Raw genomic sequence first — 20,251 nt, 5'->3', positions numbered from 1 at the left:
CGCTATTCGAGATGCTCTTCGACGGGAACGCCCGCCGGGGTCCTGATAAAGAGCGCCAGCACGGCGCAGGCCGCCGGATAGAGCGCCAGTCCCTGGATCATCAGGGTCGGCGAGCCGAAGGTATCGAACGCATAGCCGATCGGCAGCGGTCCGATCGAGGCGCCGACCACCATGATCATCTGTCCCGTGCCCTGGATGCTGCCGAGATGCCGCCGGCCGAAAAAGCGCGGCCAGATATAACCGAACAGGGTCATGCTGCAGGCATTGTTGAGACCGAAGAGTGCGGCATAGAAGACCGCCGTCGGAACATTGCTGACCTGGGTCACCATCAGCAGTGCGGAAGCCTGCACAAGGAGCGCCAGCGACAGTGCATAACGGGTCTTGAGGCGGTCGAGCACGCGGCCGACCACCGGCATCATCGCGACCATGGTTCCGGCGGTGATAGGGAACACCCAAGCGGCGACCGTGGGGTCGAGGCCTTGTGCGGTAAAGATCTTCACCTGGTAGAAATGCAGCGAGGTCACCAGCATGGCGATGGAGGCCATGCTGAACCATATCAGGTGGAAGGTAGGTGTCCTCAGCGCTTCGGGAAGTGTGAGACCGGGAATGTCGTCATTCTTGGTCTCGCCAACACCCTCTGTCGGTCTTGATCGGATCGCGCCGTCTGGGCTCAGCCCTTTTTCTTCCGGACTGTCGATTACGAGAAGCCATATGGCAGGCAGCATCTGGACCCAGGTCAGCAGGCCAAGATAGGTCCAGGCCGTCCTCCAGCCGACAGTTTCGATAAGAAACTGGGCTAGAGGAGGGTGCACGGCGATCGAGGCTCCAAATCCGAGGGCCATCAGTCCCATTGCCGTGCCACGCTTTTTCGCAAACCAGCGGGAGGTCAAATTGGCGGAGGTGAGCATCAGAGCGCCTTGACCGAAAAAGCGAAGGAAACCGTATCCGAAAGCAAGCCAGATGACATTCGCTGCAGCGCCGAAGAAGAGGCAGGCGAGGCCGAGGCAGAGGACGATCGCACTCGCCATCCGTCGCGGGCCGAAGCGGTCTACCAGACGTCCGGCGAAAGGCAGGCAGAGTGCGGCGAAGAGCGTAGCGGTTCCGTAGGCGGAGGCGATTTCCGTGCTGGAGATGCCGAGATCGGCGCTGATCGGATCGACGAAGACGCTGAAGGTATGGGACTGTCCGGGACCGCTGGTGAAAAGCCCGAGACCGGCGATGGAGAGGATCACCCAGCCGTAATAAAACCGGCCATTCAGATATCCGAAAAGCTGATCGCGCACGGCCGCAACGGACATTCGTACCTCCCCGACTTTATTTGATTTCGAACGGAACCGTTCGCTTTCCATCACATTGTATGCAAAATTGCGTCTGAACAAGAAAGTTGTCGCGTCGTAAACGGAACGAGACAGTGTCTTTCTGCGCAGCCTGTCGCCTCGCGACGGTTGACGCTGACCGGCAATCCGGACAAGTTCCACGAGACGCGAGCAAAAACAACGGAGTGATAGGCCGTGGTTAAGGTAGTCGAAGCCAAGTTCGGTATCGGCGCAGTTGTTCGGCACAGGATGTTCGATTTCCGGGGTGTCGTGTTCGACGTCGATCCCGAATTCGCCAATACCGAGGAATGGTACGAGGCCATTCCGGAAGATCGCCGGCCGCGCCGCGATCAGCCGTTCTATCATCTCTTCGCGGAAAATCCGGAGACCTACTATGTCGCCTATGTCTCGGAGCAGAACCTGCTCGACGACAGCGACAACGGTCCGGTGAATCACCCGTCCATTTCAGAACAGTTCACCGGGTTTGATGACGGGCGCTACATTGTCCGTCATCACGAAGCCTGAGCCGCCTGGCGGGCGTTACGCAGCCGCCTGGGACTTTTCCAGATGAGCGGATCCGCGCATCGTCTTCCGCAGCTCCCAGACCCGGGCCGGCGGCAGGTTGCGCCAGGCGAAGCCGAGCGAGCGGGCCTCGATCCCGAGTTCCGCTCTGAGCGCGCGTGAAACCGGGCAGGACGGCCCGTAGCTGTACTGGATCAGGGAGCCTTCGCTTCCGAGGACCTGGAACGCCTCGGCGAGAATGGCCTTGCGCTGTGCCCTTGGTAGGGAAAGCAGGGGGAGGCTCGAGACGATCCGGCGCACGCCGCCGATCTCGCGCCGTGCGAGGTGGCGCCGGAGATGCTCCGCATCGCCGGCGATGATCGTGGTTCCCGGAAAATCACGGCGCAGCCAGGCGGAGAGAGCCGGGTCCCGTTCCAGGACCACAAGACGCTGCGGCGAGATTCCGGCCTCCAGGAGAGCCCGGGTGACGGCGCCGGTCCCCCCGCCGAGTTCGACAATCCAGTCGTCCGGAGCGGTGTCCGCAACCGCGTGCGCGATGAGCCTTGTCAGATCCCGGCCGCTCGGCCGAACCGCTCCGGTCTTGAGCGGTGCGCGTAGCCATCTCGAGAGGAAAAATATCTCCTCTCTGGCGGATCGAAGACCCATTTTGCAGCGCTCCCGAAAGCCCGGTCCGGACGATGTTCATACCCGGTCATAGATAGGCAGTATCCCCGGGTGTCAAAAGCATAATTTCTGCGCGGCTGCGCGCCAACAGCCAATCCTGTAGGTCAGGTGCTTGAAAGCCGCCGTTTCGAGCCTCCGCGGAGCTTCGGGTCGAGCAGGTCGCGCAAACCGTCGCCGAGCAGATTGAGGCCGAGGACCGTCACGGCGATGCTCGCCCCCGGCAGAATCGCGAGCATCGGGGCGAAATACAGCATGGTCTGTGCCTCGTGCAGCATCTTGCCCCAACTTGGCTGCGGCGGCTGCGTGCCGAGGCCGAGATAGCTGAGGCCGGCCTCGGCGAGAATGGCGAGCGCGAACTGGATCGTCGCCTGCACGATCAGGGGACTGGCGATGTTGGGCAGCATGTGCCGGAGCGCGATCTGCAGCGGCGGCACACCGGTCGCACGTGCGGCGGAGACATATTCCATTTGCCAGATCGAGAGCGAGACTCCGCGCGTCAGTCGGGCAAACACGGGCACGTTGAAGATCCCGATCGCGATGATCGAGTTCACCGTTCCCGGTCCATAGATCGCGGTGATCATGACGGCGGTGAGGAGGGCCGGAAAGGCGAAGGCGAGATCGCTCGCCCGCATCACCGCTTCGCTGATCAGCCCCGGGCGCATCGCGGCCAGAAGCCCGAGCGGCGCGCCGACGCCGACGCCGAGCCCGACGGCGACGATCCCGACCAGTACCGAGTTTCCTGCCCCGACCATCAGCATGGAGAGGATGTCCCTGCCGAAATGATCGGTACCAAGCAGGTAAGTGGTGGAGAACGGCCTGAGCTTCGCGGCGATGTTCAACTCGGTAACGGGGTAGGGGGTCCAGAAGAGGGAAAGGATGGCGGTCAGCAGGACCAGCAGGCTGATTGCTCCGCCAAGGACAAAGCCCGGATGCCGTATGGCACGGCGCCTGAAGGGGGTACGGGTCGGGACTGCCGTGAGAAGCTGGGGCTCAGACATCGCTGCCGGCCTTCCGGAGCCGCGGATCGGTCCAGGCATAGAGCAGATCGACGATGAAATTCACCGTGATCACGAGGGCGACAAGCAGCACCACGACGTCCTTGACGACGATCAGGTCGCGCTGGGCGATGGCCTGGAAGATCAGACGGCCGAGCCCCGGCAGATAAAAGACATTCTCGATGATGACCGTCCCGGCGAGCAGGAAGCTGAACTGAAGCCCCATGATCGTGAGCGGGGCCGCCAGCGCGTTGCGCACCGCGTGGCGCCAGAGGACGGCGCCGCCGGACAGGCCCTTGGCGCGGGCGGTGCGGATATAGTCCTCGCCCAGCACCTCGACGACCGCCGAACGGGTGACGCGGGCGAGGATCGCGGCCTGGGGCAGCGCAAGCGCGATGGACGGCAGCAGCAGGGCCCCGAGCGCCGGCAGGATGCCATCCTCGAAACCGGGAAAGCCGCCGGCACCCGTCCAGCCGAGAGTTACGGCGAAGAGCAGGATCAGGAGGATCGCGAACCAGAAATTCGGCACCGCGACACCCAGCTGGGCAACTCCCATGATGAAGCTGTCGGCAAACCGGCCGCGATACCGTGCAGCAAGCACGCCGCAGGGCAGGGCGATAGCAGTCGAGATCAGGATCGCCATCAGGGCGAGCGGCAGGGTGACGACCATGCGTTCGGCGATGAGATCCGAAACGGGAACGTCATAGGTGTAGCTGATGCCGAGATCGCCGGAGAGGAAGGCGGCTACCCAGGTGAGAAACCGCTCCGGCGCCGGACGGTCGAGACCCATCTGGGCGCGCAGCGCGGCCAGCGTGTCTGGCTGCGCGTTCAGTCCGAGCATGACCTCCGCCGGGTCGCCGGGGAGGATTTCCATCACGAGGAAGATAACGAGGGCGGCGACCGCGAGGGTCGCCGCCAGAGCCGCCAGCCGCCGAACGGCATATCCGAGCATTGCAGAACGTCCGACCGGCCCCGGTTACTCCCAATAGGCTCCGGTCACGTCATTCGCCTGCACCGGCCGGTTCGCCCAGAGACCCTTGATGCCTTTGCGCCAGACGCCGTTCTGCGCCAGCTCGAAGAGGAAGCCATTGACTGCGTCCTCGGCGAGGATCTTCTGCGCCTCGCCGATAAGGGCATTGCGCTTTTCCGGCTCCACCGCTTCGGTCAGGTCCGCATAGACCTTGTTGAAACGGTCGCTCGTGTAATTGAAGTAGTACTTGTCGCGGGCATAGATCCCGATATCGAACGGCTCGGTATGGGAGACAATGGTCAGATCATAGTCCGTTGTCTTGAACACCCGTTCCAGCCACTGGGCCCACTCGACGGGAATGATCTCGGTCTGGATTCCGACCGCGGCGAGCTGGGCCGCGACGACCTCCCCGCCGCGCCGGGCATAGCTCGGCGGCGGCAGCGTCAGGCGCAGTTTCAGGCCGTTCGCATAGCCCGCTTCCGCGAGTAGCGCCTTTGCCTTCGCCGGATCGTGCGGATACATGCCCGTCAGATCGACATAGGCCGGGTGGTGCGGGGCGAAATGGCTCCCGATCGGCGTGCCGGAGCCGAACATCGCGCCGTCGATGATCGCTTGCCTGTCGATCGCATGGGAGATCGCCCGGCGCACGCGTATGTCAGAGAGCGCCTTGTTGGCGTGGTTCATCGAGAGGATGGTCTCGCCTTCCGTGGTTCCGACCATGACCTCGAAACGCGGATCGGCGCGGAACTGTTCCAGGAGCTCGGGCGCACCGAAGTTCGGGAAGACATCGACGTCACCGGACATCAGCGCGGCGGCGGAGGCGGCGGCATCCGGCATGATCTTGAAGCTGACGCTGGAAAGTTTCGCCTTCTCGCCCCAATAGGCATCGTTACGGGAGAGACTGATCTCCGCGCCCTTTGCCCATCGTTTGAAGCTGAACGGACCGGTGCCGACCGGTGCCGACTTGTTGTTCTCCGTGCTCTCGGGCGCGACCATGACGGCATCGCCCCAGCCGAGATTGAAGAGGAAATGGCCGGTCGGGCGCTTCAGCGTGATCACGACCGTCTTCGCATCCGGCGCCGCGACCGTCGCGATCGGTTCGAACAGGCCCTTCTGGGCGTTGGTGCTATCCTCGGCCATCGCGCGGTTCAGCGAGAACAGGACGTCGGCGGAGTCGAAGCTCGTACCGTCATGGAAGGCGACCCCGTCTCGAAGCGTGAAGCGGTAGCTCAGGCCGTCGTCCGACACGGTCCAGGAGCTGGCCAGCGCGGGCAACACGGCACCGTCGGAGCCGATCCGCGTCAGGCCCTCGAAGACATTGGCGTAGACCACCTCGTCGATCGCCGCCGCGGCGCCCGCGGTCGGATCGAGGTGCGGCGGTTCGAGGCCGATTCCGAGCGTCAGGGTGTCCTTGGCGGCGGCAGTGCCGGCGATACCGAACGTGGCGGCCAGAAATGCGGCGGCAACGAGCTTCGATTTCATCTTGAGTCTCCCTCCTCGGGGCGGACCGCAATACAGTCTCCGCCCGATAGGGCAGCGTTACATGCTCGCCAATGCTCCGCAATGGGCTCGGTCTTCGGCCGGGCCGGAGGTTTTACCGCTTCAGGACCGCTGCCAGTTTATTCGCCGCCTCCAAGAGGGCCGCGCGCTGGGGAGGGGCAATCTCCGCTTCGGCGAGGCAATCGGCCGTCGCGGCGAGGACATCGGCAAGCAGATAATCATGCAGATGGAAGGAGGCGATCCTCTTGTCGTCGCCGGGATGGACCAGCTTCAGCGCGATGCTGTCCCGTTCCCGCTCGACCTCGAACGAGCTGTCGCTGCGGAAATAGCCGAGATAGGCCTTGTCCGGGAACTCGATCGAGACTTCCGCGCCGTCGTTGATGGGTTTTTTCATGACCTGATCCTGTCGCCTCTGCCGCCCGCCGGGCATTCGCGATTCTCGGCAAAAAGCCAACGCAAACATTGATCTGGATCAATGTTTTTGACTTGTTTCCGGGCGAAATTGAAGGTGACACTGGTGTCGAACATGCCGCCGCCAAACGATCCCTCTCGGGACGTCGACGATAAAGAGCGGTGGAATTGGAGGATCCCTATGGTGTCTGCGGATACGGCACATATTAGCGGCGCTGGAATGGAACCGGACGAGCCGTGGGAATGGCTCGCTGCCGGATGGCGCGACATGTTGGCCGTGCCGGGAATCAGCCTCACTTACGGCGTCGGCTTCACCCTCGCCAGCCTTGGTCTGGCGAGTACGCTGTTTCTCCTGAACGTTCCGCATCTTCTGCTGCCGCTCTCGGCCGGCTTCATGCTGATGGGACCGATGCTGGCGGTCGGGCTGTACGAGACCAGCCGGCGCCGGGAAGCGGGCGAGCCGGTGTCGCTCAGGACCGCGCTCTTCGTGCCCGTCAAGAATCCGACCCAGCTTGCCTATCTCGGCGTGATCCTCATGGTCGTGCACCTGATCTGGATCCGTATCGCGACGCTGCTCTACGCGCTGTTTCTCGGGACCCAGCCGTTTCCGGGGCTGGAGGAATCCATCAGCATCCTGTTCTTCACCTATGACGGCCTCGGCCTGCTCGTGCTCGGGACCGCTTTCGGCGGGGTGCTGGCGGCGGCGGTTTTCGCCGTCACGGCTTTCTCCGTGCCGATGCTGATGGTGCGCGATGTCGATGCCGTCACCGCGGTCGTGGAAAGCGTTCAGATGGTGCGGCGCAATTTCTGGCCGCTCATGGTCTGGGCCTGGCTCATCGTCATGCTGACGGCGGTCGGTATCGTCACCTGCTTTGTCGGTCTGGCGGTGACCTTCCCGCTGATCGGCCACGCGACCTGGCATGCCTACCGCAGGGCGTTCGACGGCATCCGGCCGGAATAGCGGGGGGATAGCTTCAACCTCGGGGCGGCACCGTTTCCTGCAACCATCTGAAGGCTTTCGGGTACCAGTCATTCGGCGCGGCATGGCCGCCGTCATAGAGGCAGAGTGTGAGGCGCTTTCCGCCAGAGCAGCTGCGCCATTCCCGGCAATGCAGTCCCCTGTCGCCGGTGCTCTCCACCTCGTCGTCGCTGCACCGGTCATGCGCGCGCCAGAACTCGAAACCCTCCAGCACATTGCCCTGCCGCCAACGGTCCCGGATCGTCCGGCCTTCGAGCGGGACCACCTTGTCGCCCCGGCCGTGTACATGCAGCATCGTCACCGGCCCGCTCGGGCAGTCGGTGGGGTGAGGGCGCCAGAAGGCTCCCGAGACAGGCATGAAGCCGGTGAAGAGGTCGCCGGAGAGGCAGGCGACGTCCCAGGCCATGGACCCGCCGAGCGAGAAGCCTGAGACCCAGAGCCGTTTAAGGTCCACCGGCCATTTCGTGGAAATGTCATGCACCAGATCGCGGGCAAACGCGATGTCGTCCCGGAGTGTTGACGGCGCGCCCCTGACGGACCAGCGCCCCTCCGTCCCGTTCGGAGCCACGACCAGGATCCCGGACTCGTCTGCAGCTCGCATGAGGGCTTTCATGCCGAGGACGGTGCGTCCGCTCTGTTTGTAGCCGTGAAAATAGATCACCACGGGAAGCGTGCTCTCACCGTCCCACCCGGACGGCGGCTTGGCGTAGTAGCTGCCGCTGGCGATGTGGCAGGGCTCTTCGGTTCCGCAAGGCTGAGCGCGGTCATCGGCCGTGGCAGCGTGCTGGGCAATGAGGGCAAGACACATCGCCGCCAGCGGTTTTCTGATCCATCTCATGAACCGGAGAGTGACTGATCTCAAGGATCAACTCATCCGTCATTTATGCCTGTCACGCTGACGTGATGGGGCGCTCAGTCCTCGTCGAGCATCCGGTGCGCGGCGCCGTCGAGATCCTCGAACTGGCCGTTCTTGAGGGCCCAGAGGAATGCCACCAGACCGATCAGACCGAGCAACAGGGCGGCGGGAATGAGGAAACCGAGAGCGGTCATCTTTCGACTCCTGGCGTAGCCTGGCCCAGTTTGATCCTGAGTGCATTCAGGGTCACTACGAGGGATGAGGCCGACATTGCGATGGCGGCGATCAGCGGCGTGGCGAAGCCGGCGGCTGCTATGGGCACGGCAATCAGGTTGTAAGCGAGTGCAAGGGTAAAATTCTGCAGGACCAGTACCCGCGCCGAACGCGCGGTCTTCACCGCTTCCAGAACGGGTGCGAGGCGGTCGCCCTGGAAGATGAAATCGGCCGCGGTCTGGCTGGCATCGGCCGCGCTGCCGGGGGAGATGGAGGCGAACGCTGCGGCAAGTGCCGGGGCATCGTTCAGGCCGTCACCAACCATGCAGACCTTGCGACCCTCGGCGGCCAGTTCTTCAAGGCGCGCGATCTTGTCCTGCGGGCTGCAGCTGTCGCGCCAGACGCCGATGTTCAGGTCTTCGGCCAGACGGGCCACGGCCGCAGGACGGTCACCCGACAGCAGCTCGACCGAGAGACCGAGTGCCTTGAGTGCGGAAACAGTCGCGGCGGCATCGGCACGCGGTGTGTCGCGGAAGCGGAATTGCACCCGGTGTGCGCCGACGGCAAGCCAGAGCTCTGGCCCGTCATGTGACATGCCGTCCTCCGGATGAATGCCGACAAACTCCCGGCGGCCGAGACGGATCTCGGTGGTTCCGTCCACAGCGCGGAGGCCTTGTCCGGGGATCTCCTCGACTCCGCTCATCGCACCGACCGGGCCGGCGGCGCGGCGAATGGCAAGCGACAGCGGGTGACGGCTCGCGGCGGCGAGCGAGGCGGCCCGTTTCAGGTCCGCGAGAGCGATGTCGTGCCGGTCCAGCAGCTCCGGACGGCCGAGGGTCAGCGTCCCGGTCTTGTCGAAGACCACGGTATCGATCGCGGCGAGCCGTTCCAGACCGTCGCCGGACTTGGCAAGGATGCCGGCCTTCAGCAAGCGGCCGACCGCACCGGCCTGCACTGCGGGCACGGCGAGGCCGAGCGCGCAGGGACAGGTCACGATCAGAACGGTGATGGAGATGAGGAGCGCAGCCTGCCAGCTCATGCCGCCGAACAGCATCCAGCCTGCGAAGGTCGCGAGCGCCAGGGCGTGCACAACCGGCGCGTACCAGCGCGCCATGCGGTCGGCGAGGCGGACATAGCGGGCGCGACCCTGTTCCGCCGCTTCCATAAGTCCGACGATCTCGGAGAGCAGGGTGCCTTCGTCGGTCGCGGTCACGGTCACAGTGACGGCAGCGCCGAGATTGACCGTTCCGGCGAAAACCTTCTCCCCGGGCCCGGCGGCGCGCGGAACGGACTCGCCGGTGACCATCGAGGTATCCACTTCGGTCCGGCCGGACGTCACGACGCCATCGACCGGAAAGCGCTCACCGGCGGCGACCGCAACCTTCATGCCGGGACGGATCGCATCGATCGGCTGCGAGACATATGCGCCGTCGGGTCCGACCACCGTCGCTGAAACGGCCTTGAGAGCGAGCAGGTTCTGCGCCGCGGATTCGACCTTGCGCCGGAGCGAACGGTCGAGGAACCGGCCGATCAGCAGGAAGAACAGCAGGCTGACCGAGGCGTCGAAATAGACATGCTCGCCGCCCCGCGTGGTCTCGAAGAGGCTCATCCCCGCCGCAAGCAGCACGGCGAGCGAGATCGGCACGTCCATGTTGGTGCGGCCGTGGCTGACGGCGGAGAGCGCAGAGCGGAAGAACGGACGTCCTGCATAGGCGACCGTCGGCAGGGCGATCAGCGCCGCGACCCAGTGCATCAGCGCGCGGGTCGCTTCGCCCATGTCCTGCGCCAGGCCGGCCCAGACGGCGACTGAGATCAGCATGACGTTCGCGGCGGCGAAGCCGGCGACCGCCATCGCCTTCAGCAGTTCCCTGTCGTCTGTATTGGCGGATGCCGCGAGCTTCACCGGGTCATAGGGACTGACCTCGTAGCCGAGATCGGCAAGCTTCTCGACCAGAGCGGAAGCACTTGTCTCCGCGTCCTTCCAGCGTAGATGCAGACGGCGGGTCGTGGCGTTCAGGCGTGCAAGCAGCACGCCGGGTTCGGCGCCGAGGCCGCCCTCGATCTGGCGGACGCAGGAGGGGCAGTGCATGTTGCGGACGATGAGGTGGAGATCCGAGATCCCATCCTCTCCGGCTGTCACATAACTCCCGACATCGGCCGGGCGAATGACGTCGTCGGCGAGGTCCATCGCGGCCGCGATCTCGCAGCAGCTTGCGAGCGGAGCGCCTGCGGTCCTGTCTTGAGGATTGTCCGTCGCGGTGTTCATGGCGCTGCCTACTTTATCCAGAGACTGCCGTCCTGCCGGAAGCCGACGCCGTTATCGGCCGTTGCGGTCAGGCGGGTGTCCCAGTTGCCGGCGACAGGAAGGTCGGCGGCGCCGTTGAACCGGCCGGCACCGGCGGGCGTCAGAACCAGCACCTGATCGTATTTCTCGTTGATCGGGTGCCGGAAGCTGAGGGTCACGTTCTCCAGCGCGAGCGGCTTGCCGTCCTTGTCGGCAATCAGAGCCGAAACGGTCACAGAAATACTGTCGGCCTTCGCCGTGTCGCGAACCACCGTCAGGTCTGCCGACCATCCGCGCGCCCGTTGCTCCGCCGCCTGCTCGATGGCGGCGTTGTAATGCAGACCCTCCTGATAGGAGGTCGAGGTCGTGAGGCCCGTCCAGCTGTCGAGCGCGACGACGATGAAGACCACGTTCACGCCGATCACCACGGCGAAGAAGCCGAGCAGGGTGAAAAGCACGTGCTTTCCGGTGAGCTTCGTCGGTGCGTTCATGGTCAGATCGCTCATTTCTCGGGACCTCTGAATATGGTGTCGTTGACCGCGCGGTTTCCGTCAACGAGATCGGTGACGACAAAGTCGAAATCCGTCTGTTCGTCCGTAATCGAACTCGCGGGCACCGCGACGAAGACGCGGAACTGGGCGAGCCGGTCCGCCGGCACTTCGAGCCCGCTGGTGCCCTCGTGGCCAACCACCGAGATCGTGGCGTTCTCCAGACCCTCGACCGCGATCTCGAACCGGCGCACCTCGTGCTGTTTGTTCAGGATCTTGATCGTGTAGCCGTTCCTGATGCTGCCGTCGGAAAGCGTGACGAACAGCGGGTTGCGGTCGTGCAGGATGTTGATGTCGAGCGTGGAGCGGGTCAGCAGCGTCGCCAGCATGATCAGGCCGACGATGGCGATCAGCGCGGAATAGATGACGGTCCGTGCCCGGATCAGGCGCGGCTTCTGCGTCGGCTGGTTCGCCGCCCTGCGCTCGTGGTTCACGTAGGTGTCGTAGGAAATCAGGTTCAGCGGCCGGTCGATCCGCGTCATCACCTCGTTGCAGGCATCGATGCAGAGCGCGCAGTGAATGCACTCAAGCTGCTGCCCGTCGCGGATGTCGATGCCCATCGGGCAGACGGCGACGCACTGGTTGCAGTCGATGCAGTCGCCGCGAGCCGACCAATCCTGGTTCTTGCGGAACGGTGCGCGCGGTTCGCCGCGATCGTCCTTGTAGGAGACGATGAGGGAGTCCTCGTCCACCAGCGCGCCCTGGATGCGCGGCCAGGGGCACATGAAGGTGCAGACCTGCTCCCGCATCATGCCGCCGAAAATGTAGGTTGAGCCGGCCAGCACCGCGATCGTGCTGTAGGCGACGGTCGGGGCGGTGCCGGTCACCACCTCCATCAGCAGGGTCGGCGCGTCGGCGAAATAGAAGATCCAGGCGCCACCGGTTGCGGCACCGATCAGCAGCCAGAGCGCGTGCTTGGTTGCCTTGCGCGCGACCTTGTTCAGAGAGAGCGGCGACTTGTCGAGCCGGATGCGGGCGCTGCGATCGCCTTCGACCAGACGCTCGACCCAGATGAAGAGATCCGTCCAGACGGTTTGCGGGCAGGTGTAGCCGCACCAGACGCGTCCGGCGAGACTGGTCACAAGGAAGAGAGCGAGGGCGGCGATGATCAACAGCCCGGTCAGATAATAGACCTCTTCCGGCCAGATCTCGATGAAGAAGAAATAGAAACGCCGTGCCGGGAAATCGATCAGGATCGCCTGGTCGGGCGCGTTCGGGCCACGGTCCCAGCGGATCCAGGGGGCGAGGTAATAGACCGCCAGCGTGGCGGCCATGACGAGCCATTTCAGCTTGCGGAACGTGCCTGTGGCCCGTTTCGGGTAGATCTTGACCCGGGCCTTGTAGAGGGACCGCTCCTCTTTCTTGTTGACCGCATCGACATCGATCTTCTCGACCGTGTCGCGGAGGGCGGTGGCTGGGCTCGAAACCTGGCTGGCCTGATCCATGGGTGACCTGTGTTGCGCTCTTGCTGAAAAAGTTCCGGGTCGGTCCCTTGTCCGGAGGGGTGTGGGGTGCGTTACCCCCGGAAGACCGGCGGGGACGCGGAGGTGTTATTCGCCGCCGCCGAGCGAATGGACGTAGACGGCAAGCTGCTTGATGGTCGCCTCGTCGAGCCGGCCGGTCCACGCCGGCATCACGCCGTAGCGGGCATTGGTGACCGTCTCGCGCAAGGCCTCGCGATCACCGCCATAGAGCCAGATCGAGTCGGACAGGCGCGGAGCTCCCAGCTCGCGCATGCCTCCGCCGTTTTCGCCGTGGCACGCGGCACATTGCTCGACGAAAACCTCCTGTCCGGTTCCGGCGAGAGCCGCATCGTGCTCCTGACCGGAAAGCTTCAGGACATATTCCACGACCGCGTTGATCTGCGGACGCTCGAGAATGCCGTCCTTGCCGAAGGCCGGCATTTGGCTGAAGCGGGTGTCGTCATGTGCGGACCGGATGCCGAAATTGATCGTTTGCATGATCTCTTCCGGCTTGCCGCCCCAGATCCACTCGTCGTCGTTCAGGTTCGGATAGCCGACGAAACCCTGGGCGCCCTGACCGTGGCACTGGGAGCAGTTGACCGCGAAGGCCGAACGCCCGCCCGCGAGGGCGAAGTTCAGCAGCTCGCTGTCGTTCCGGATCTCGTCGAGCGAGGCGGACTCGATCTTTCCGAGATAGGCGGACTGGGCTTCCTTCGCCTCGGCGATCCGGTCCATGACCTCCTGACGGGAGGAATAGCCGAACATGCCTTCGGTATAGCTGGAAACCAGCGGCCAGGCCGGATAGACGATCCAGTATCCGATCGACCAGATGACGGTGATGTAGAAGGTCCAGAGCCACCAGCGCGGAAGCGGGTTGTTCAGTTCCTTGATACCGTCCCATTCGTGACCCGTTGTGTCGACGCCGGTCACCGCGTCCTTTTCGACATTGTGAGCCACGGTCAATCCTCCTCAAGCGGCATGTGCGCGGCTTTTTTGAACTTGCCCCGGTTGCTCGGCCACAGCGCGTAGGCGACTGCGGTGAGGAACATGACGACCAGGAACACGAGGCCCCAGGTCTGCGCGAAGGCAGAGACTGTGTGATAATCCATAGCCGCCTCCTAACGCAGGGCCGGATCCTGGGCGTAGAGGTCGAAATCGACCAGCGTGCCCAGCATCTGGAGATAGGCGACAACCGCGTCCATCTCGGTGAGTTTGTCCGGATTGCCATCGAAGTCGCGCACCTGCGCCTTCGGATAACGGGCCATGAACGCGTCCACCTCGTCGGCGTCCGGATTGGTCTGGACCTGCGCGTCGAGAACGGCGTTCTCGATCATCTCGTCCGTGTAGGGGACGCCGACGCCGCGATTGGCGGCGAGGTGACCCGCCATGTCGTCGATCTTGAGCTCCTTGTTCGCGAGGAACGGATAGCCCGGCATGATCGATTCCGGCACCACGGAGCGCGGATTGACCAGATGTGCCACGTGCCAGTCGTCGGAGTAGCGGCCGCCGACCCGGGCGAGGTCCGGGCCGGTCCGCTTGGAGCCCCACTGGAACGGGTGGTCGTACATGCTCTCCGCGGCGAGGCTGTAATGGCCATAGCGCTCGGCTTCGTCCCGGAAAGGCCGCACCATCTGGCTGTGGCAGTTGTAGCAACCCTCGCGGATATAGATGTTCCGGCCCGCGAGCTCGAGCGGGGTGTAGGGACGCATGCCCTTCACCTTCTCGATGGTGCTTTCCAGGTAGAAGAGCGGCGAGATCTCGACCAGGCCCCCGATGGCGACGGTGATCAGGATCCCGACACAGAGCAGGATCGAGTTCTTCTCGAAGATGGCGTGTTTATTGAGCAGCGACATCGATCATTCTCCCGCCGCAACCGCGCCCTGCTGGGGTGCGCGCACCGGCGCGCCCACGAACGGGGCTTCGTCACGAAGATCGCCCCGCATGGTGCGGTAGAGGTTGTAAGCCATGACCAGGGAACCGGCGACGAAGACGGCGCCACCAAGAGCCCGGATCACATAGAAGGGATGCATGGCCTCGACAGTCTCGACGAAGGAGTATTCCAGGAAGCCGAGAGTGTCGTAGGCACGCCACATCAGGCCCTGCAGGATGCCAGAGACCCACATCGAGGTGATGTACAGCACGATGCCGATGGTCGAGATCCAGAAGTGCCAGCCGACGAGGCGCAGCGAGTAGAGCCGCTCACGGTTCCAGAGGATCGGAACCACGCAGTAGAGGGCGCCGAAGCTGACCATGCCGACCCAGCCGAGCGCACCGGAATGCACGTGGCCGACGGTCCAGTCGGTGTAGTGGCTGAGGCCGTTCACCGCCTTGATGGACATGACCGGGCCTTCGAAGGTCGACATCCCGTAGAAGGCGACGGAGGTCACCAGCATGCGCAGGACCGGGTCCGTGCGGAGCTTGTCCCAGGCGCCTGAAAGCGTCATCAGGCCGTTGATCATTCCGCCCCAGGACGGCATCCAGAGCATGATCGAGAAGGTCATGCCGAGGGTCTGCGCCCAGTCCGGCAGTGCCGTGTAATGCAGGTGGTGCGGACCGGCCCAGATGTAGAGGAAGATCAGCGCCCAGAAGTGGATGATGGAGAGCCGGTAGGAATAGACCGGACGCTCCGCCCGCTTCGGGATGTAGTAGTACATGATGGCCAGGAAGCCGGCGGTCAGGAAGAAGCCGACGGCGTTGTGGCCGTACCACCACTGCGTCAACGCATCCTGCACCCCGGCGAAGGCGGAATAGCTCTTCGCACCGGCAAGGGAGACCGGCAGCGACAGGTTGTTGACGATGTGCAGCATCGCGATGGTCAGGATGAACGCGAGGTAGAACCAGTTCGCGACATAGATATGCGGCTCCCGGCGGCGCCAGATAGTGCCGAGGAAGACCAGCAGATAGACCACCCAGACGATGGTCAGCCAGAGATCCACGTACCATTCCGGTTCCGCATATTCCTTGCCCTGGGTGATGCCGAGCACGTAGCCCGTCGCCGCCAGCACGATGAAGAGCTGATAGCCCCAGAACACGAACCACGGGGCGAGACCACCGGCCAGGCGGGCCTTGCAGGTCCGCTGCACCACATGGAAGGAAGTCATGATCAGGATGTTGCCGCCGAAGGCGAAGATCACCGCGGAAGTGTGCAGCGGGCGCAGGCGGCCGAAATTCGTCCATGGAAGGTCGAAGTTCAGAACCGGGAAAGCCAGCTGAAGGGCGATGACGAGACCGACGGTAAAGCCGACCACGCCCCAGAAAGTGGAGGCGATCGCACCGGCGCGAATCACGCCGTCCATATAGCCGACATCGTCATCCGCGGTCGGGACTGCCGGCGCACCGGCCAAGTCGTACTGGCGTTTCACCAGGGCGAAACAGCCGAGCGTGAAAAAGGCGAAAAAGATAAAGGCGTGAAAGCCCATCTCGGGGCTCGGCGCTTTTGCCATCCAAAGCAGGCTGACGATGGCCCCGAGGGCGAAGAGCACCCCCATGGTCCATGCGCCGCCTGTATGGCGGTTTGCGGTTAGTGTGCTGTTCATGTCTTCCCTCGCGATACTGAACACACTCGAGTGACCATCCCCCCTCCGGGAACAGCCTTGATCCCAAAGCTAGAAGCATTGACCGGCATCGACATTGATTCAGGTCAAATTCCAGCGGCACCTGAGCCGAAACTCAGGATCTCTCATGAAGGGCAAAACCGGCATGTGGCGGGAACGCACAGCGACATCGCGCCGCAACATGACAATATTGCACTTGCGAAATGCTTAGACAGCGCCTGAATGACGCGCTTTCCCGGTCGCCAGATAGGCGTCGAACAGGGCGGCGACGACGCGAATAAAGGGACGCCCTTCCGGCGTCATCTCGATCCGCCGGCCATCCCACTCGACAAGGCTTTCCGAACGCATCTCGGTGAGCGCGGCGGAATCGAATTGGACGTCCTTTACCTCGACGCCGTATTCGGCGCAGGTTTCAACCAGGTCGACCCGTTCATCGCACATCAGCTTTTCGATGATCCGGCGATGCAGTCTGTCCGAGTCGCTGAGGGCGATTCCCCGAGCGACAGCGAAGCCGGTTTCCCGCACGCTCTTCTCGTAGAGCCGGGCGTCGGGAATGTTCTGGATGTAGCCTTGGGGCAGCGCGCCGATCGAGGACGCACCGAACCCGATCAGGGCATTCGCATCGTCAGTCGTATAGCCTTGGAAATTGCGCCGGAGCGCTCCGGAGGCAGCGGCGATTGCCATCGGATCGTCGGGCCGCGCGAAATGATCGAGCCCGATCCGTACGTATCCGGCGTCCTGAATCAGGCGCGCCATCTGCTCCGCCTGCTCGCGCCGCTCAAGGGTGCGGGGCAGGGCGCTTTCCGGGATCAGCTTCTGGTGCTTGCGCATCCATGGAACATGCGCATAGCCGAAAACGGCAATGCGACTCGGTTCCAGGCTGAGGGCCAGGGCAACGCTGTGTTCCGCATCGGCGGCGCTCTGATATGGCAGGCCGTACATCAGGTCGAAATTGAGCTTGTCGATCCCGGCGGCCCGGAGGGCCTGGACGCGTTGCTCGACCAGCTCGAACGGCTGTTCCCGATTGATGCTTTTCTGGACCTTCGGTGTGAAATCCTGCAGCCCGAGACTCACGCGGTTGATGCCGGAACGGACATAGGCGTCGATCTGGCTCTCTTCGAGGGTGCGTGGATCGATCTCGATGGCGAGTTCGGCATCGTCCGCGAAGGGGAAATTGCGCCGCAAGAGCGACATCAGGGAATAGAAGTCGGCCGCGTTGAGACGATTGGGCGAGCCGCCGCCCCAGTGCAGATGGCGCACTGGGCCGGGCGACCGGAGATGCCGGGAGACGGTCGCGATCTCGCGCTCCAGAATCCGGGCATATTCGGCAACGGGACCGTAATTGCGCGCAACCTGGGTCGCGCAACCGCAATACCAGCAAAGCACGTCGCAGAACGGCACGTGCATATAGAGCGAGAGCGCGTCCTCGGAGGTGAGTTCCGTCAGCCATTGCTTGTAGTTGCCGGCATCCACTGCTTCGCTGAAATGCGGCGCCGTCGGATAACTCGTGTAGCGCGGAACATTGCGTCCGCCATATTTCTGCATCAGCCCGAACTCGCAGACCTTCCGCGAGGGCTCCTTACGCAACATGTTCATCGGAATTCACCAGTATCGGGGTTCTCGGGCGTCCGTTCAGACGCTCATCTCCTGTCCGGCGGGAAAGCGGTCGTTGGCCGGCTCCCGCGCGTTCTGCATTTCGACGATTTCCTGCCGCAGAGCCTCGAATTGTGCTTCGCGCTGGCTGCCGAAGATCGGGTCCGCCCGGTCGGACAGTTCGTCGTCCAGAGCGTTCCAGTCTTCCGCCGTCAGCACCCTTAGCGCGGTCGGGAAGAACATGCTCTCTTCCATGCGGATGTGGCGGCGCTGGGACTCGATGAACTCGAGCGCCGCATTGGCGAATTGCTTGCGGGTCACGATGCCCGTGCCGAGGACACTCGCCAAGGCGCCTGCAAAGGCTTTTATGTAGGCTTCGCCAGCCTCATGCTCTTCCTCGATATGGCCGATTTCGTCGGCTGCAGAGGGATCGCGCGCAAGTATCTTCTCGTACATCTTGTTCTCGCGCGCGTGGTGGAATTCGGCCGGATAGGTAAGGAAATAATCGACGATCTCGGAGACCACGTCGTAGTCCGGCTCACCTGTCAGATGCGCGTCTTTCACCTGCTTTTCGAGAATGGACAGCAACAGATCGTGCTGTTGATGGTCCTTCTGCAGGATTTCCAGAATTCTCGGCATATCGACCATCCCTGTTCAGGTCTTTATGTGCACGAGTCTATGAAAGTCGGGAATTTCGGGCCTTGATGTATGTCAATAGCAGGCGGGCAGCAGGGCAAAGACGGCTTCCAGCGCGGAGTCCGGGGAGCCTGAGGCATCGATCTCTGCCCAGGATTCGAGCGGTCCGTGGCCATGTGCCACCTGCTCAAGCATTACGCATTCGGTGGCGTCCGAGGCATCCTCCTGGCGTCGGGCGATCCGCTTCGCCATGACCTCCGGAGGCAAATCGAGCCAAAATCCGTCAAATCGGACTCCAAGCGAAACGGCAAGCGTTTCCATTGCATCGCGGTCAATCGGGCGGTCGTTCACGGCATCCATGATTGCCGGATAGCCGGCCTTGAGGGCCGCCTCGGCGCGTTCGAGCATCAGGGCATAGACCCGGGCACTGATCTTGGGGCTGTAGGCTTCCGGCGGGAGGGGCGTGGTCGGCGTATAGCCGAAGAGGTGTTTGCGGATGATGTCGCTGCGCAGATGCAGCGCGCCGGGCGCCGGCCGGAGGCGGGCGGCGAGGGCGCGTGCGAGGGTCGATTTTCCCGACCCGGAAAAACCGCCGATCCCGATCAGACGCGGACTCATCTCGGCGATCTGTTCCGCTGCGGCTGCGAAAGAAAGCCGCGACTGGGTCAGCATTTCGGCGCGCGCGGACGGGTCGTCCTGCACTTCGGCGGCGCTGACCATGATCTTGGCCCGCACGGCCGAACGGGTTGAGATGAACAGCGGCAGGCAGGCGAGACCCTCGTAATCGCCATCGACGAAGTACCGGTTGAAGGCGAGGTTCGCGAGATCGGCTCGGCCCCGGATGATCAGATCGCTGAGGAAATAGGCGAGGTCATAGAGGACATCGATGCAGGCGAAGAGCGGATTGAACTCGATCCCGTCGAACAGTGTCGGTTCGCCGTCGAGCAGGCAGATGTTCCGGAGATGCAGGTCGCCATGGCAATGCTTCGCCTGCCCCCCGGCCACCCTGCTGTCGAGCAAAGGCGCGACACGCTCGAAAGCGGACCAGACATCCCGGGCATAGGCGGCGACTTCGCCTGGCGGGAAATGCTCGGGCTGAGCCTCGAACTCCTCGAAGTTTTCTTCGAGGACTGTCCGTACACCGGCCGATCCCGCTCCGGGTGCCTGATTGGGGGAGAGGCTCTTGGCGCTGTCGTGAAAGGCGCGGATCCGTTCCGCCGTCCGTTCGATCAGGGCTGGCGTGAGCGTTCCGCTCTCGGCCATCCGGTCGAGCAGTGTTTCCTCTGCGAAGCGACGCATCTCAAGCACATACTCGATCGTCTCGCCTGCGCCGTCGAAGGCAAGGCCTCCGTCCTCGGTCCGGGTCAGGCGGCGGATGCCGAGGTACAGGTCGGGAGCAGTCCGCCGGTTGAGCTCCAGTTCAGCTTCGGTAAAGCACTTGCGGCGTTCGAGTGTGCCGTAATCCATGTAGGGAAAGGCAACCGCCCGTTTCAGTTTGTAGGCACGATCTCCGACGAGAAAGACGTGGCTGCCATGGGTCGCGACATGCAAGGGCTCTGTCTCAGGCGCGGGATCGTAGCTGTCGCGGCGCGCGAGAAATTCCAAAGCCGCACTTTGGTCCTCGGTTTGTTCCATGGTTCGATAACTCGCAGAATCCGGACACTCATCCAAGTCACGACCGATCATGCCGATGACTTTGGTCACGACTATGACATGCCTCAATCGTACCGGACGGAAACTGGAGGAAC

20 protein-coding genes are annotated in these 20,251 nt (G+C 63.4%); 2 read left to right on the top strand and 18 right to left on the bottom strand.

The features are described 5' to 3' along the window. Nucleotides 1–2 precede the first annotated feature (2 nt). Nucleotides 3–1,298 (bottom strand): MFS transporter, encoded by a 1,296-nt coding sequence (locus JJ959_RS01525; RefSeq protein WP_292879495.1) that lies wholly within the window; start codon nucleotides 1,296–1,298, stop codon nucleotides 3–5. A gap of 213 nt (nucleotides 1,299–1,511) precedes the next feature. Here JJ959_RS01525 and hspQ point away from each other — a divergent pair, with 213 nt between their 5' ends. Beyond that, on the top strand, nucleotides 1,512–1,841 hold the full coding sequence (gene hspQ, locus JJ959_RS01520; RefSeq protein WP_292879494.1) for a heat shock protein HspQ: 330 nt from the start codon (nucleotides 1,512–1,514) through the stop codon (nucleotides 1,839–1,841). Nucleotides 1,842–1,856: 15 nt separating this feature from the next. Here the strand turns inward: hspQ and JJ959_RS01515 are convergent, their stop codons facing one another. From JJ959_RS01515 to JJ959_RS01495, 5 genes are all read right to left on the bottom strand, one after another. Then, nucleotides 1,857–2,483, bottom strand: a complete 627-nt coding sequence (locus JJ959_RS01515) for a phospholipid methyltransferase (protein ID WP_292879493.1) — start codon at nucleotides 2,481–2,483, stop codon at nucleotides 1,857–1,859. 122 nt (nucleotides 2,484–2,605) lie between these two features. Next, complete coding sequence (locus JJ959_RS01510) at nucleotides 2,606–3,499, bottom strand: ABC transporter permease (protein WP_292879492.1); 894 nt, start codon at nucleotides 3,497–3,499, stop codon at nucleotides 2,606–2,608. After that, complete coding sequence (locus JJ959_RS01505; protein ID WP_292879491.1) at nucleotides 3,492–4,448, bottom strand: ABC transporter permease; 957 nt, start codon at nucleotides 4,446–4,448, stop codon at nucleotides 3,492–3,494. The genes JJ959_RS01510 and JJ959_RS01505 overlap by 8 nt, the downstream gene beginning before the upstream one ends. Before the next feature lie 24 nt (nucleotides 4,449–4,472). Continuing rightward, nucleotides 4,473–5,948: an ABC transporter substrate-binding protein gene (locus tag JJ959_RS01500; RefSeq protein WP_292879490.1), complete on the bottom strand. Its 1,476-nt coding sequence runs from the start codon at nucleotides 5,946–5,948 to the stop codon at nucleotides 4,473–4,475. A 112-nt stretch (nucleotides 5,949–6,060) separates the two neighbouring features. Then, on the bottom strand, nucleotides 6,061–6,360 hold the full coding sequence (locus JJ959_RS01495) for a hypothetical protein (RefSeq protein WP_292879489.1): 300 nt from the start codon (nucleotides 6,358–6,360) through the stop codon (nucleotides 6,061–6,063). A gap of 198 nt (nucleotides 6,361–6,558) precedes the next feature. Here JJ959_RS01495 and JJ959_RS01490 point away from each other — a divergent pair, with 198 nt between their 5' ends. Next, nucleotides 6,559–7,338 (top strand): DUF2189 domain-containing protein, encoded by a 780-nt coding sequence (locus JJ959_RS01490; protein WP_292879488.1) that lies wholly within the window; start codon nucleotides 6,559–6,561, stop codon nucleotides 7,336–7,338. A 13-nt stretch (nucleotides 7,339–7,351) separates the two neighbouring features. On the opposite strand, the gene JJ959_RS01485 is transcribed toward JJ959_RS01490, so the two are convergent. From JJ959_RS01485 to JJ959_RS01430, 12 genes are all read right to left on the bottom strand, one after another. Continuing rightward, nucleotides 7,352–8,194 carry a hypothetical protein gene (locus JJ959_RS01485; protein ID WP_292879487.1) on the bottom strand — a complete coding sequence of 281 codons (843 nt, stop codon included), beginning with the start codon at nucleotides 8,192–8,194 and terminating at the stop codon, nucleotides 7,352–7,354. A gap of 74 nt (nucleotides 8,195–8,268) precedes the next feature. Further along, complete coding sequence (ccoS, locus tag JJ959_RS01480) at nucleotides 8,269–8,406, bottom strand: cbb3-type cytochrome oxidase assembly protein CcoS (protein ID WP_193180239.1); 138 nt, start codon at nucleotides 8,404–8,406, stop codon at nucleotides 8,269–8,271. Then, a complete protein-coding gene (locus tag JJ959_RS01475; protein ID WP_292879486.1) occupies nucleotides 8,403–10,691 on the bottom strand; it encodes a heavy metal translocating P-type ATPase in 2,289 nt (762 codons plus the stop codon). The genes ccoS and JJ959_RS01475 overlap by 4 nt, the downstream gene beginning before the upstream one ends. Nucleotides 10,692–10,699: 8 nt before the next feature. After that, nucleotides 10,700–11,215 carry a FixH family protein gene (locus tag JJ959_RS01470; RefSeq protein ID WP_292879485.1) on the bottom strand — a complete coding sequence of 172 codons (516 nt, stop codon included), beginning with the start codon at nucleotides 11,213–11,215 and terminating at the stop codon, nucleotides 10,700–10,702. Continuing rightward, nucleotides 11,212–12,702 carry a cytochrome c oxidase accessory protein CcoG gene (gene ccoG, locus JJ959_RS01465; RefSeq protein ID WP_292879484.1) on the bottom strand — a complete coding sequence of 497 codons (1,491 nt, stop codon included), beginning with the start codon at nucleotides 12,700–12,702 and terminating at the stop codon, nucleotides 11,212–11,214. The genes JJ959_RS01470 and ccoG overlap by 4 nt, the downstream gene beginning before the upstream one ends. Before the next feature lie 105 nt (nucleotides 12,703–12,807). Beyond that, entirely contained in the window at nucleotides 12,808–13,677 is an 870-nt protein-coding gene (gene ccoP / locus JJ959_RS01460) for a cytochrome-c oxidase, cbb3-type subunit III (protein WP_292879483.1), read from the bottom strand. 2 nt (nucleotides 13,678–13,679) lie between these two features. Further along, nucleotides 13,680–13,829, bottom strand: coding sequence for a cbb3-type cytochrome c oxidase subunit 3 (locus tag JJ959_RS01455; RefSeq protein ID WP_292879482.1), 150 nt, complete (start codon nucleotides 13,827–13,829; stop codon nucleotides 13,680–13,682). 9 nt (nucleotides 13,830–13,838) lie between these two features. Next, complete coding sequence (gene ccoO / locus JJ959_RS01450) at nucleotides 13,839–14,573, bottom strand: cytochrome-c oxidase, cbb3-type subunit II (RefSeq protein WP_292879481.1); 735 nt, start codon at nucleotides 14,571–14,573, stop codon at nucleotides 13,839–13,841. Nucleotides 14,574–14,576: 3 nt separating this feature from the next. Further along, nucleotides 14,577–16,016 carry a cytochrome-c oxidase, cbb3-type subunit I gene (gene ccoN, locus JJ959_RS01445; protein ID WP_292879572.1) on the bottom strand — a complete coding sequence of 480 codons (1,440 nt, stop codon included), beginning with the start codon at nucleotides 16,014–16,016 and terminating at the stop codon, nucleotides 14,577–14,579. A gap of 465 nt (nucleotides 16,017–16,481) precedes the next feature. Beyond that, nucleotides 16,482–17,870, bottom strand: coding sequence for an oxygen-independent coproporphyrinogen III oxidase (gene hemN / locus JJ959_RS01440; RefSeq protein ID WP_292879480.1), 1,389 nt, complete (start codon nucleotides 17,868–17,870; stop codon nucleotides 16,482–16,484). Between the two features lie 36 nt (nucleotides 17,871–17,906). Further along, nucleotides 17,907–18,506, bottom strand: coding sequence for a hemerythrin domain-containing protein (locus tag JJ959_RS01435; protein ID WP_292879479.1), 600 nt, complete (start codon nucleotides 18,504–18,506; stop codon nucleotides 17,907–17,909). A gap of 72 nt (nucleotides 18,507–18,578) precedes the next feature. After that, nucleotides 18,579–20,138: a bifunctional aminoglycoside phosphotransferase/ATP-binding protein gene (locus JJ959_RS01430; protein WP_292879478.1), complete on the bottom strand. Its 1,560-nt coding sequence runs from the start codon at nucleotides 20,136–20,138 to the stop codon at nucleotides 18,579–18,581. Nucleotides 20,139–20,251 lie beyond the last annotated feature (113 nt).

It is taken from the genome of Nisaea sp., from assembly GCF_017640745.1.
Taxonomy (GTDB): Bacteria; Pseudomonadota; Alphaproteobacteria; order Thalassobaculales; family Thalassobaculaceae; genus Nisaea.
This window is presented reverse-complemented; position numbering and strand designations above follow the sequence as displayed.